Origin of the sequence: Streptomyces sp. NPDC005423 (genome assembly GCF_040606415.1) — a bacterium.
Classification (GTDB): domain Bacteria; phylum Actinomycetota; class Actinomycetes; order Streptomycetales; family Streptomycetaceae; genus Streptomyces.
Genome location: NZ_JBEXET010000007.1, coordinates 85894 through 99062, shown reverse-complemented (window position 1 = coordinate 99062; position 13169 = coordinate 85894). Strand labels below are relative to the sequence as shown.

At 71.4% G+C, this 13169-nt stretch carries 11 protein-coding genes; 2 read left to right on the top strand and 9 right to left on the bottom strand.

The annotated features are described in order from the left end of the window. Nucleotides 1–10: 10 nt before the first annotated feature. From ABZT12_RS11505 to ABZT12_RS11480, 6 genes are all read right to left on the bottom strand, one after another. Nucleotides 11–1582 (bottom strand): glycosyl hydrolase, encoded by a 1572-nt coding sequence (locus ABZT12_RS11505; RefSeq protein WP_356381128.1) that lies wholly within the window; start codon nt 1580–1582, stop codon nt 11–13. Nucleotides 1583–1706: 124 nt separating this feature from the next. Further along, complete coding sequence (locus tag ABZT12_RS11500) at nt 1707–2771, bottom strand: hypothetical protein (RefSeq protein WP_356381125.1); 1065 nt, start codon at nt 2769–2771, stop codon at nt 1707–1709. Between the two features lie 257 nt (nt 2772–3028). Continuing rightward, entirely contained in the window at nt 3029–3223 is a 195-nt protein-coding gene (locus ABZT12_RS11495; RefSeq protein ID WP_356381122.1) for a hypothetical protein, read from the bottom strand. A 154-nt stretch (nt 3224–3377) separates the two neighbouring features. Then, a complete protein-coding gene (locus ABZT12_RS11490; RefSeq protein WP_356381119.1) occupies nt 3378–4142 on the bottom strand; it encodes a hypothetical protein in 765 nt (254 codons plus the stop codon). A gap of 382 nt (nt 4143–4524) precedes the next feature. After that, the gene (locus tag ABZT12_RS11485; protein ID WP_356381381.1) at nt 4525–4926 is read right to left on the bottom strand and encodes a DUF4913 domain-containing protein; all 402 of its coding nucleotides are present in this window, start codon (nt 4924–4926) and stop codon (nt 4525–4527) included. Nucleotides 4927–5161: 235 nt separating this feature from the next. Continuing rightward, nucleotides 5162–6196, bottom strand: a complete 1035-nt coding sequence (locus ABZT12_RS11480; protein ID WP_356381117.1) for an NlpC/P60 family protein — start codon at nt 6194–6196, stop codon at nt 5162–5164. Between the two features lie 205 nt (nt 6197–6401). On the opposite strand from ABZT12_RS11480, the gene ABZT12_RS11475 reads away from it, so the two are divergent. Further along, nucleotides 6402–6794, top strand: a complete 393-nt coding sequence (locus ABZT12_RS11475; protein ID WP_356381115.1) for a DUF3592 domain-containing protein — start codon at nt 6402–6404, stop codon at nt 6792–6794. Further along, a complete protein-coding gene (locus tag ABZT12_RS11470; RefSeq protein ID WP_356381112.1) occupies nt 6791–8020 on the top strand; it encodes a DUF418 domain-containing protein in 1230 nt (409 codons plus the stop codon). The genes ABZT12_RS11475 and ABZT12_RS11470 overlap by 4 nt, the downstream gene beginning before the upstream one ends. Here ABZT12_RS11470 and ABZT12_RS11465 read toward each other — a convergent pair. The 3 genes from ABZT12_RS11465 to ABZT12_RS11455 are packed head-to-tail and all read right to left on the bottom strand — an operon-like array spanning nt 7923 to nt 13017. Further along, on the bottom strand, nt 7923–9731 hold the full coding sequence (locus ABZT12_RS11465) for a TraM recognition domain-containing protein (protein WP_356381109.1): 1809 nt from the start codon (nt 9729–9731) through the stop codon (nt 7923–7925). The two genes, ABZT12_RS11470 and ABZT12_RS11465, sit on opposite strands and share 98 nt — an antisense overlap. Beyond that, entirely contained in the window at nt 9728–11527 is a 1800-nt protein-coding gene (locus tag ABZT12_RS11460) for an ATP/GTP-binding protein (protein WP_356381106.1), read from the bottom strand. The genes ABZT12_RS11465 and ABZT12_RS11460 overlap by 4 nt, the downstream gene beginning before the upstream one ends. After that, complete coding sequence (locus ABZT12_RS11455) at nt 11524–13017, bottom strand: SCO6880 family protein (protein WP_356381103.1); 1494 nt, start codon at nt 13015–13017, stop codon at nt 11524–11526. The genes ABZT12_RS11460 and ABZT12_RS11455 overlap by 4 nt, the downstream gene beginning before the upstream one ends. Nucleotides 13018–13169 lie beyond the last annotated feature (152 nt).

Here is a 13169-nt window from a genome sequence, read left to right as displayed (position 1 = left end):
GGCTCGGCTCTCAGCTCGCGCCCTGGTAGGCACGGCCGCTGGCGTTGGCGGTCGTACCGTCGTAGAGGCCGGTCGGGCTGGTCTGCGTGGAGAGCGTGAACCAGGCGTAGCGCTCGACGTAGTCCAGGCCGTCCAGCATCTGGGTGGACGACGTGATGAAGGCGGTCTGCTCCTGCTCGCTCGGGTAGCGGGGGGTGGGCTGGGAGAAGTCGATGAGGCCGTACTCGGTCAGCCAGATCGGCTTGTGGTAGCGGTCGTGGATGGCCTGGAGGTAGCCACGCAGCTGGTTGGCAGCGTCGGGGCCGAAGTCGGCGCCGTACCAGTGCACGGGGATGAAGTCGACGCGCAGTCCGCGCTGGCTCGCTCCGGTCATGAAGCGGTCCAGCCAGCCGCCGGCCACGTCGGCGCCGGCCATCACGGCGGGCGCGCCCAGCCGCAGCCCGGTGGACTGGAGCCGGGGCCACAGGTCGAGGGCCTGCTCGGGCGTCATGTTGGACTGACCCGGGTTGTCCGGCTCGTTGAAGCCGAGCAGCTCCTTCGTGCCGTTCTGGACGGACGCGCCCAGTTCGGCGTCGGTGACCGAGCCGGGGCCCCAGATCATCGGGACGTAGTCGACGCCGTCCGGCTTGGTGACCGCGCCGGTGGAGGTCGCCCAGTTGAAGTACCAGGACGCGCCGGACTCGGCGAGCGCCTGGGAGGCACCGTCCACGGGGTTGAGGCTGACGCCCTTGCGGGCCGAGGCCGCGACGGGAGCGGGCTGGGTGACCGGGTTGGTCGTGGTGGTGGTCGCGCTGCCGGTGCCGAACGCGACGGTCAGACCGCTGCACTTGGTGCACTGGTACACGACCTTGTTGCCCGGCTCGGCGTCCTGCTTGGACCACGCGTACGCGGTGGGGCACTTCTGGTTGATCGTGTCGCTGTACGACGTCTTCGCGTCCCGGTTGGGGTTGACGCAGACCAGCGACGCGCCGGTGGCCGGGTCCTTGGTCAGGTCCTCGGCCGGGCAGGCGGAGAGCAGGTCCTCGGCACAGCCGGCCACCGCGCACTCGCCGCTCGCGGGCGGCGTCACGTCGTTCGGCGTGATCGTGACGGCCGCGGCGACGGCGTCGACGTAGCTGACGTCGTACCAGGGTGCCGCGGCGTCGACCGGGTCGAAGTTGAACTCGGCCAGCCCTGTGGGCTGTTGGCCGAGCGTGCAGCGGTCGGCGTACGGTCCGCAGTCGCCGACGGCGCAGTGGAACGTACTGCCGCTGTCACCGCTGCACCCCTGCCGGGCGAAGAAGGTACCGCGCCAGTGCCCGGCGCCCTCGTGCTCGGGGACCGTGATCGTGGCGGACTGACCCGGGTCGAGCGCCGGCAGCCCGGCGATCGCGGTCGAACCGTCCGCGTTGACCTCGCTGCCCACCCAGATACGGCTGTTCGTCCGGTTCTGGAAGGAGACGGTGTGGTCGGCGACGTCGGCGGCCGGCGTGCCGTTGATCTTGGTGTCGTGGGAGCGTTGGGTCTGGACCAGTACGGCGGTGCCCGAGACACCGGCGATGACCAGGAGCAGGGCCAAGAGGAATGAGGTGCGTCTGCGCATGGAGCGCAACGTGCGCATAGAAAGGGCCTCTCCATGGGGCTTGTGGGGGTGGGGACTTGATTCACTCGCACAGGCACGACGGATGGGCTGTGGCGGATGGTTCAGCTGATCACGATCGTTCTTGTCAGCGGGACATCCGGGGGGCGGGGGACTGAGTGACCGATGGGTGGGAGAAATTCCGGTTCGCGGGGTTACTGGAATGGTCCGCGGCTTGGTGCACCGAAGCCGCCTGGCTGCCGAGGACCTCCCGCCCCGCATCACCGATCAAGGGCGGCGGGATCTCGGACCAGGCCGGGGACGCGTGCTCGACCAGGGGGGACACCGGGTACTGCTCAGGGCTGCGAGAAGCAGGCGGGGGATTGTTGCTCAGCCGCTCCTGCTCCCGCCATACATGGGTGAAGGCGACGCCGTCGCTCATGTCGCCCGGGGCGGGGTACGAGGAGGAGACCTCACTCGGCGCGACCGACTTCGAACGGGGCGCCTCGCGCTCCCAGCGCCCCCGTGCTTCCGTCTCGATCCTCTCGGCGGCCGCTTCGAGGTCTCTCACCACGAACGATGGCGGCCACGGCACCTCGGCCCGCGGCGGATCCCGTTCCCACCGCTCCGCTCGGGTATCGAGGGGCGGGGTGTCCGGCCGCGGGGTGTCCGGTGCCGGGGGCGGCGCCACCCCGAGCTCCCGCGCATAGGCGTTGTTGGCGTACGTCATGATGACCGGCATGCGTTCCGGGTACTTGTCGTGCACTCTCTTCCACTTGGGGTCCTCGCGGACCATGTGCAGAATTCTGTCCTCGGAGGCAGCGCGTTCAGCTGGTGAGAGCTTCTGCATCTCGCTCTGCAGTTTCGCCATCCGCTCGAACGCGGCCTCTTCCGACGAGGACATCCACGGCGGATCAGCCGTCGGCGCCTGAGCGCGCTCATCCCCGCCCGGCGTGGAGGGTCGGCCGTACCGTCCGGCCTCCTGACCGCCGACGGCCGGGTAACTCCGTTCGTCCGGTGCGTAGTTCTCACGGTCCGGCGCGTAGTAGCCGATGACATCGTCACGGCCGAAGGTGCGGCTCCCGCGGTTCTGCGCGTGGTCCGGCCCGCCCGGTGCGGGGTCCCGGACCTCCGGCGTGGCGGCACCACCGTTCCGCGCCGATCGAGACCTGCCCATGAGGCGATCCGCCAGGCGGCGGAACGCGTCCGACATGCCTCCCCAGACGCCCGGGGCCCTGCCCACGCCTGCGCGGCGGTGGAAGTTCCTCAGTTCGTACTCGGTGGCGAGCAGGGACTCTGCCAACGTGGGCGGCGCGGGCTGCCGCCTCCGTAGCCGGTTCGGGCTGGGAGAAGCCGGATCGTCGAATGCCACGGTGCCCCTCTTTCGGATCGGTGGCGCTGACGAGGGGACAACGGGCGTGCGGCGAACGGCGGTTCAATACCGGCCTCTTTACCGGGCCGCGCGCCGGTCTAAACGGTGTGCAGCTCGAACCCGGGCGGCAGCGGCGGCAGTTCGGCAACCGGCGGGAAATGCACGAGGCGCGGGACGTTTCCCGCCGGCCGGGAGGAAACCTGCCGGGAGTAGGGGCCGTTCGCCTCCGCCGCGAACCGGCGCCGCTCCAGCAGTCCCTGTGACGCGAATCGCCGTGCGTGGGTGGCGGACATGTCCGTACCTCCGTAATCCGTCGGCCTGAATGGGTCGGCCGCTCGCCGACATCGCTTCGAAAAGCACAACGGATCGCTCCTGCCCGAGGGTTCAACACAACGGCCGCACCCTGGGGGTGCGGCCGTTGTGGGTCAGGCTGGTGGGACGCGTCGGTCAGCGACCGTGCGGCTGCCCCTGGTGCGCCTGGTAGTGCACATCATTCGAGGACGAAGCACCGGGGTCACTCCCGTGCTGGCGGTACTGAGCCGGGTCGTGCGTCGGCTGGTAGGTGTAGTCTCCGGCCTGGTAGCCCGACGTGCTGGCGGACGGCTGCGAGTACTGCGGGTACTGCGAATAGTTGACGTTGGGCCCGGACGAGTTGGACGACTGGCTTGTGGGCGTCTGGTAATACCCGGGCCGGATATTGCCCATCTCGTATCCGAGGGTCGCGTCGGTGTGCATGTACATCGGGCCACCCCGGCCGGCCTGCGGGTCGTGCACCAGGTTGATCCCGGTCGCGAGGGCGTTCGAGTACGTTCCCACGTTGTTCGTCACCGTGGCGGAGACGCTGCCCGTAGGGAGCAAGGCGCTGGCGAGGTTGTTCCCGAAGGCGGCGACCCGGGACGCGGTCGCCGTCGCCGCATACCCGTCGACGGGCTCACCGGCCCGGTTGTTCTTATAGGCGTGGTAGACCTCGTGCCCGACCGCGATCCCCTGCGTACCGACTCCCACCGCGGTGGTGATCGTCTTCGCCTTGCCCTCCGACATCAGGCCGGCAGCGCCCTGGACCAGGGTCGGCACCATCTCGACCAGAGCCTTCGTCAGCTTGCTCCTGTTCTGGTAGACCCAGTCCTTCACCCCGTCCCAGCGTGCGACCTGTGTCGCGGAGGGGTTGTCGGGGGTAACCGCGTAGTAACTCTTGCTGGTCTGGTCGTACACGCCGACGGCTCCCTGGAAGATCACGGGTGCGGTGGCTTCCGGGACCGCCTTGCTTGACGAGGCTATGGCGGGGGCTTTCCCCTTCCCCCTGTCAGTGATCCTGACAGAGTGAATGGAACTGGCGTTGGAGTCGTTGGATCCCGTGGAACCTGGACCTGGCATGTTCCCCTTCTTTCCCAGTGGCGGTCGCTTATTACGGTTCCCGTAGGGCCCCGTATTCGTGCGACCTCTCTGATTCGTGCTCCGCTCGACCATCACAACGCTTCTACAGGGGCCTCGGTTCACCTCCTTTCACCTTTCGAGTCACCTTTTTTTCCGCCCTGCCGACAGTGCGCCGAATTCCCGCACTGACCAGGTGGTTCGAACCCGGCCTTCGTTCCGGTCAGGCGGTGGCCGGGGCCGGCGGAGGCGGCGGAGGAGGCGGCGGGGGCGGCCCGAACGGGTCCATGGCGTCGACGCCGGGCCTCTCCTTCGGGCGGTGCATGCCCGGCTTGCACCCCGCGAAGGGGCCCTGAGGGTCCCGCAGGGCGGCCATGACGGTCGTCAGGTAGTCACGGTGCCAGCTGGCGGGGCCGATCACCGCGGAGCCGGGGCCCGTCAGTTCGCCCCAGGCGAGCCACAGGGCGTGGAGTTGGGCGACCGCTTCGGGATGTTCCCACCAGCGGCCGCACCAGGGCGCCGCGGAGGTGACTTCCCTGCCGTAGACCGGGAGCAGCACGTGGTGCGTCCACAGGGTCAGCTGGCGCAGCGAGTTCGCGTACTCCTGCCCTTCCAGGTAGAGGATGAACTGCGGTGGTGACGGGGGCTTCTCCTGCGGGGCCGCGTCGGCCTTCCCGGCGCCGGGCCTCTCCCCCGCGGGCCTCTCCCCCGCGGGCGTGTTCCCACGGGGTCGTCCGGCAGCCCCGGGCCGCTCCGTCTGCGTCGTTGACATGGCACTCCTGTTGATGGCTCGGTGGCTCGGCTTCGGTCGATGTGCCGCGTCGCCGGGGCGCAGGGGACGACGGGGGCGCGGCGGAGGTTCACGCGTCCGGTCGCACCACCCCGAGGATCTGCATCGAGGCCGCCTTCGACTCGTACACGTACCGTCCGGGCCGGGGGGCCGAGATGATGTTTCCGTCGCCGACGTAGATGGCGACGTGGCTGGCGTCGGCGAAGTAGATGATGAGGTCGCCGGGGCGCATGTCCTCGATCGGGACGTGCTTCAGCTGGGCCCACTGCATCTCCGACGTGCGGGGGATGGTGACGCCGGCCGCCAGCCACGCCTGGCTCGTGAGGCCGGAGCAGTCGTAGGAGTTGGGGCCCTCGGCGCCCCAGACGTAGGGCTTGCCGATCTGCTTCGCGGCGAAGGCGATGGCCTTCTGGCCGGCGGTCGTCGCGTCGGTGCCGACCTTCTTGAGGATGCCCGTGCTCTCCCACTTCGCCTGGGCCTTGTCCTCCTCCTTCTTCTCCAGGTCGGCGAGGCGTTGGCGTTCCTTCGCCGCGAGCGAGGACTCCAGCGTCTTGGCCTCGGCGATGTGCTGCTCGATCGTCTTGCGTTCCTTGGCCATCGCGCGGCGGTTGCTCACCAGGTGCTTCAGTTCGGTGGCGGCCTTCTCCGTGCGGGTGTGCAGGGCCGTGCGGGTCGTCGTCAGGTCGGTCAGCAGGTTCTGCGTGTTCTGCTGGGCCTGGAGCGCCAACCCCGCGTTGTTCAGGGCCTGTCCGGGGTCGCTGGCGAGGGCGAACTGCATCTCGGCGGGGACTCCTCCGCTGCGGTACTGGGCGCGGGCCGTGGCGCCGGCGAGTGCGGTGAGGCGGGTCAGTTTCGCCTCGGTGGTGCGGATCTGTGCGTTGAGCGCGCCGACACGTTTCTTCTGGGCGGTCACCTTGCCGTCGACCGCGTTGTACTTGTCCGTCGCGACCTCCGCCTGGTGGTACAGGCTCTCCAGCTTGGCCTGTACCTCGGTGAGGGTCTGGGGGTCGGCCTGGGCGCCCTGCTGGGACGCTGCCGTCAGGGCACAGGCCAGGGCGACGGCTGCCGCCGCCCGGTATCCGTGAGTGCGCAGGGGCCGTCTCATCTGGGCCGAAGCTCCCTTCGTGACGAGGGGTGGAGGGGGTTCGCCCACACAACGGGGGCCGCACGTCCGGCGGTTCATCGGAGGTGAGGGCGTGCGTGCGTGGCGGGCGAAGGCGGGCACCCGTGGGCGGGTGGCGGCGTGAACCCGGGACGCACGGCAGCCGTTGTACGCGAGAAGAAGTGTGACTTCCGGTGAAGGGGACCGTATGGACGCCAAGTTGCTGCTGCTCGCCCTGTGCGTGGGGGTGGGTCTCGGGTTTCTCTCGCTCGCCGTACGGCAGTTGGTGACCGTGGCGCGGCTGTGGGTGCGCGGAGTGCTCGTGACGGGCACCGTGATCCCGCGTATCGCGGGCGACCGCCGCCGGAGCGGGCTCGTGACGTTCACCGACCACCTGGGGCGGACCGTCGTCCTCGACCCGGGGGCGTACGGGCCGCTGCGCGGACTGCCACCGGCCGGCAAGACGGTGCCCGTGGTCTATCCGCGCAAGCGGCCCACGGCGGCCCGGCTCTGGACCCCGCGCTATCTGCTGTCGCCGGCGTTCGGCTGGTTCCTGTCGTCGACCCTCGTGTTCGGTGCCGCCCTGCGGGTGTCGCGGTGAGGCCGTCGGGCGGGAGCGGCCGGGTTCTCGAACTCGATGTGCTGCGCGGATTCGCCCTGTTGGGCATCCTGTTCGTCAACGCGCGCATGATGATGGGCCCTTACGGCGCGTTCGTCGGCGGCCCCGACTCCTCGGCCCTGGACCGGGGTGCCGCCTGGGCGATGACGGCGCTGGTCACCACCAAGTTCTATCTGCTGTTCTCCTTCCTGTTCGGCTACAGCTTCGTGATCCAGGAGCGGTCGGCCCGGCGGGCGGGCGCCGCGTTCGCGCCGCGTCATCTCCGGCGTACGGCGGGGCTGTTCGGGCTCGGGCTCGCGCACGCCGTGCTGCTCTACCCCGGCGACATCCTGATGACGTACGCCGTGCTGGCGCTGGTGCTCTACGGTCTGCGCGGCCTCGCTCCGCGCACCGCCCTGCGCGTCGCGGCCTGTCTGGTGGTGGTGCTGGCGGTGGTGCTGCTCGGGTACGGGCTGTTGACCGTGGCCTACGGCCGGCCGGTGACGGCCCAGCAGTACGCGCCCCTCGCCGCCCGCACCGTCGACGCCTACCGGGGCGGGTTCCGGTCGGTGCTCGGTGCCCATCTGCGTGACCTGCCGGCCCAGCTCGGCGCCGATCTGCTGTTCTCCCCCGACCTGCTCGCCGCGTTCCTGGCGGGCCTGGCGGCGGGCCGCGGCCGTCTGGTCGAGCGGCGGGGCCGGGACCGGGTGTGGCTGCGGAAGGTCGTCGTACGGTGGCTGCCGGTCGGCCTCGCGGGCGGTGTCGTCACCGCGGTGTGCTGCGACTGGCCGCTGGACAGCCGGTGGTTCATGGTGGGCCATGCCGTGGCGGTGCTGACCGCGCCGGCCCTCACCGCGTCGTACGCCTGCGGGCTGCTCCTGCTGCTCGACGCCATGCGCCCGGTGGCGGCCGTCCTCGCCGCCTCCGGGCGCATGGCCCTCACCCACTACCTCTCCCAGTCGCTGGTGCTCGCCCTCGTCTTCACCGGCTACGGCCTCGGCCTCTACGACCGCGTCGGCACGGCCGTCGTCCTCGCCGGGTGCCTGGTGCTGTACGGCGCCCAACTCGCCCTCGGCGTAAGCCTGATGGGGCGAGTCAGGTACGCACCGGTCGAACTGGTGCTGCGGACCGTCACGCTCGGGCGGCGTCCCGGTAGCTCTCCACGGCGGGCTCCTTGTCCAGACTCAGGCCAAGACCCGGCAGCAGACGAGCCGCTGCGCGTTCCGTGATCGCCGCCGTCTCCGCCTTCGCCGCCGCAGAGATCTCGCCGGCGCCGGGCTCCTTGTACCAGGGACGCAGCCGGATCAGGGCCGGCTTGACACCGGTGGCGAGGAGCAGCGCGGTGCCCTTGGGCAGGGCACGGATCTTGTCGGGCGGCAGCACGGACTCCTGCCGGTAGGAGTACGAGCGTGAAGTGCCCTCCTTGCCACGGGAGATGCTCGGGGTCTTCACGTCGTGCTGGCCGACCAGCGTGGAGATCTTCTGCACGAAGTCGGCGTCGTCCAGGCCCGCGCCGAGGAGCTTGATGGTCGCCGCGCTCCACAGCGCGTCCATCCCGACGTCGCCCCAGACGCGGGCGCCCTGGCGGTAACTCTGGAGCAGCGTCACGACGTTGATGCCACGCGAGCCGAAGTGCGAGTAGAGGTCGGGGAGGTCGGAGATGCGGCACACGTTCGCGGCCTCGTCGAGGACCGCGGTCAGCGGCGGGTCGAGCCGGCCGCCCATGCGTTCCGCGGCCACGACGCCCGCCCGCATCGTCGCGTCGGCGAGACCCGCGATGACGCCCGCCGCCGAACCACCGCCGTCCTTGGACAGCAGGTAGAGGGTGTCGGTGCCGAGGACGTGCAGGTCCGGGCGGAACTCCGGGACCCCGGGGTCGGGGGTGACCCACGCGAGGATCTCGGGGTCCAGCAGGCAGGACGCGGTCTGGCGGGCGGTCTCGTAGATGCCGTCCCGGGTCTCCACCGCGCCGCGCACCGTGCCCTGCAACTGCTCGGCCATCGCGACGAGTCCGACCTCGCGGAGCAGGTCGATCGGGGTGCGGTCGGCCGGGTCGGCGAGCCAGGCGAGGAGTTCCGTCAGCGGGGCGCCGCCGCGCGCGGCGGCGAGGAAGAGGGCGGTCAGGGTGTTCTGGGCGGCCGAGATCCAGAAGTCCTTCTTCGCGGTGTCGTCGTTGACGGACGCCACGAAGTGGCCGGCCATCCGGCGGGCGCCCTCGATGGTGTGGCACTCGCCGAGGATGTTCCACCACATGGCGCGCGGGGCGTGCGCGATGCCCTGCGGATCGAACGTCCAGACCATGCCCACCTTCTCGCGCTGGGCGCGGGTGACGGCGTACACGTCGGACTTGTTGGAGGTCAGCAGGACCGCGCCCTGGGCGCGCAGCACCCGGGGGACGGCGATGCCGGTGGACTTGCCGGCGCGGGGCGCCATCAGGTCCAGCTCGACGTCCTCGTAACTGCTGCGCAGTTCGGGGCCCTTGGGGTCGAGGTCGCCGAGGAGGTTGCCGGTCTCGTCCGGGTGGACCTCCTGGCGGCCCTTGAGGGTGGGGCGCAGCTCGCGGGCGCGGGCCTCGATGCCCTTGGGGCACATGGCGGCGAGTTCGCGCTTCCCGGCGAGACCCTGGGGGGCCTTGCCGCGGTCCATGACGAAGTTGACGACGAGTGCGGCGGGCACCGCGATCAGCGCCAGCAGGCCGAACATGCCCGCGTAGAGCACGGCGGCCGGGGTGCCCGGCCACAGCGCGGTCGGTCCGCCGGAGGCCAGGGTGGCGATGGTGGACATGGCGAACGGCGGGGCGTCCCAGCCGTCGCCGGAGAGGCCGGCGCCGAAGGTGCCGCCGGCCCAGACGAGGGAGAACGCCAGGAGGGCGGTGGCGGCGATCGCGGCGATCGCCCACTGCATCTGGTCGCCCAGGCCGGTGCTGCGGGGTCCGCTCATGCGGTCCACCCCCCGGCAGACGCCTCGATGGCGGGGAATCCCGGGTCGCCGGGGAGGGCGAGGGGGGCCGGGTCGCCCGGGAAGGCCAGCGGCAGCGGCCCGTCCTGCGAGAGCCGTGCGACCTCCTGGGCGGCGCGGGCGGCGACCTGCTCGATGGCCGCCTCGTTCGTCGTCCAGCGGGTGTTGGTGTTGTGCAGCTCGCGCTCCGCGTCGGTGATGGCGACCTTGATCGGGATGCCGGGGCGGCCACCGACCTTGATGAGGAAACGGCCACGGCCCGGAGGCTCCTCGTCCTCGCCCCGGACGCCCCAGCCGGGCGGCGAGGACCAGGACGACACGAGTTCGATCTCGCGGCGGGAGAGCCCGACCACCTTGCCGAGGTCCTCCATCTCGGTCTTCGGCAGGCCGGCGCAGACGACCATGCCGGCGCGCTCGACGAAGCCGCGCGCCTTGGCGCGGTCGGCGTCGCTGCCGAGGGCCTCGGCGTCCTTGAGGGTGTGGGTGATCTTGGCGTCGCCGAGGCCGAGGGAGCGGTTGAGCCGGGTGAGCGCGTCGATGCGGTCGACGATGCCGGAGGCGGCGCGCAGTGGGCGCCACAGCTCGTCGAGGACGGTGAAGAACCAGCGCCGGGGCGCCAGTCCGGCGTCCGCGAGGGCGTGCGACGCGGCGACCGTGCCGAGCCCGTCGGACCAGGCGGCGAGCATCGCGGCGGCGGTGAGCTGGGTGTCGGCCTCGCCGATGCCGGAGATGTCGATGCAGACGGCGGGCGCGTTCGGGTCGATCCGGGTGGACGTCTCGGAGGCGAAGGTGTCGCCGAGCGGGCCGTCGAGGATGCCGAGGAGGGAGCGGTGCAGCGGGTCGACGGCGTCCCGGTAGCGGGTGTCGTCGCCGCGGTCGAGGGTGACCGCGCGGACCCGGTCGGGGCCCTCGGTGAGCACCCGCAGCACGTCGGGCAGGAGCACGGTCCGGCCGGGCAGGGTGCGTTCGCGCAGGTGGTGCAGGACGGCGGAGAGCACGGACTGCTCGTGGTCGTCCATGGGCCGGCTGCGCACGATGGTGATGAGGGCGGCGACCATGTTCAGCACCCGGCCGTGGGCCTCGGCCTTGAGGACCTCGCCGGCCTCGCCGCCGATCTTCGCGGCGGCCTGGCCCATGGCGCCCGGGTCGAGGACGTTGATGCCGCCCCGGCCGCGCCCGATGGAGATGACCTGGCCGCCGAGCGCGCGGACGGTGTCGGCGTAGTCCGGCTTGAGGTCGCCGAGGACCAGCGGGACGACGCCGGTGGCGGCGAGCCCGATCAGCATCCGGTTGATGAGGGTCGACTTGCCGAGGCCCGGCATGCCGAGCATGAACAGCGAGGGGTTGGAGATGTAGCGGGCCCGGGTGAACCAGTTCAGCGGGTCGCCGCAGACCGTGGCGCCGGTGAACAGGTGCTGGCCGAGCGGGACTCCGGTCATGGGCGAGCCCGAACCGGCGGCGAACGGCCACATGCCGCAGGCCTGCACGGTGGTGGCACGCCACATGGTGGGCGGGTCCATGTAACCGACGCGTCCGCCGCCGGCGCCCTGCCAGCCGCGGGCCGGGATGTACAGCTCCCTGGGCTTGGCCGGGGCCTTCTGCTTGCCGCCGCGCTTGGCGTCGGAGGTGGCCTTCGCGGACTTCTTGCCGGAGCTCGCGGCCTGCGGTCCGTCCAGGCCGATCAGCCCGGACCCGCCCGCGGCCAGGTCCCGGAACGCCTGCTCCTCGGCCATGCGGTCCTGCCGCTCGGCCAGCTTCTCTTCGCTACGGCGGCTCACAGCGCCTCCTGCAGTTCGTGCGGGACGAGGGTCTGTTCCCACGGAAGGATTCCGGCCGGCAGGGTGCAGCTGAACGCCGCTGCCTGCATCCGGTCGGCGGGGCGCATCAGCACCCGGGAAGCCGCGGTCAGGTTGCGTACGGTGACGCTGGCGTCGGCCAGTTCCTCCATGGTGTCGACGGTGACCGTCAGCATCAGGGAGAACTCCACGAGGCCGGCGCCGGCCGCCTCCTCGGCGGCGGTCTGTTCGGCCGCCCGCACCTCGGAGGCCGCGCGCGCCTGGACCATGCCCTTGCCGGACGTGGCCATGAACTGGGCGCTGCGCCGGTCCGCCTCGACGATCCGGGCCGAGGTGGCGGGGTCGATGGCCCGGTAGACCAGGGCGACCCGCTTGCGGCGGGTGCCGGGGGCGGCCTCCAGCATGCCCCGCAGCACCGAGGAGCGGATCGTGCCGCGCGGCGCCAGGGTCAGCATCCAGGTCCGGGAGACACCGGAGTCGTGCTGGTAGGCGCTCACCGTCTCGACGGCCGCGGCGGGTCCGGCGTCGTCCCACTCCAGGCCCGTTCCGCCGTCCTCGGCACGGGCGTTGAGGACGTCGGCGGCGACGGCGGGGTCGTAGGCGACCCGGACGACCTCGGCGATCCGCTCGGCCGACAGGGGGTAGGCGGCACCGCCGCCGGCCGCGACGAGCCCGCTGAGCAGGCCCGGGATGCGGATGGAGAGTTCGGTGATGACGTCCTCCTTCCTGCGCTTCTGGCCCGCCGGGTTGCCGTAGGTGAGGGTGACGTAGGTGTGCATCTCGGAGGAGGCGCTCGGGTAGCGGTCGACGACCTCCTCCATCACGGCGCGGGCCGCGGCCGGCGCGTCCGGGTGGATGCGGGGCAGCACCTCGTGGGCGAGCCGGGTGCCGGAGTCGGGGGCGGTCTCCACGATCACGGTGGCGCCCTTCAGGCCGGGTTCGTGGGAGAGCCGGGCCAGCCACTCACCCCACAGCGCGACCCACACGTCGACCTGGTCCGGGTCGATCAGCGAACCGCCGTCGGGGTCGCAGCCCAGGACGATGGTGTACAGGTCGCGCTGCGGGTGGTGCAGGACGCCGAAGGGCCGGTCGTAGGCGTCACGGCCCTCGGTCGCGGTGACCTTGTTGAGCAGCCCCGGCGGGCGGAACCGGCCGCCCGGCCGCGCGGAGAGCGGGCCGGAGACGTAGAGGTGGGCGCCCGCGGCCTTCCGGCGCCACCAGCCGACGCGCAGGGCGAAGAGCTGGTAGACGTTGCGGCCGTCCTGGGTGCGGATGGTGAGCGGGATGAGGAAGAGGGCGACCGGTATGAACACGATGATCGCCGCGTACAGGGAGATCAGCGACGCCAGCAGGGTGGCGATGAGTCCGCCGAAGACCACGAAGGTTCCGACGAGCCCGAGCGGCCCGAGTCCGGCCCGCCGTGGCCTGCGCCAGTTCCCGTAGGTCGGTTGGGTGGCGGCTTCCATGGACATGAGACCGGTCCTTTCGTGAAGTGCTGGGCGTGCGGAGCGAGTTGGGGGTGGTGGGGTGGCCGCCGGGCGCCCTGGGGGAAGGGGGCCCGGCGGCCGTTCGTCAGGGGAGACGACGCCGGCAGGAGGTACGGGCGTACGGCCTGGGCGTCATG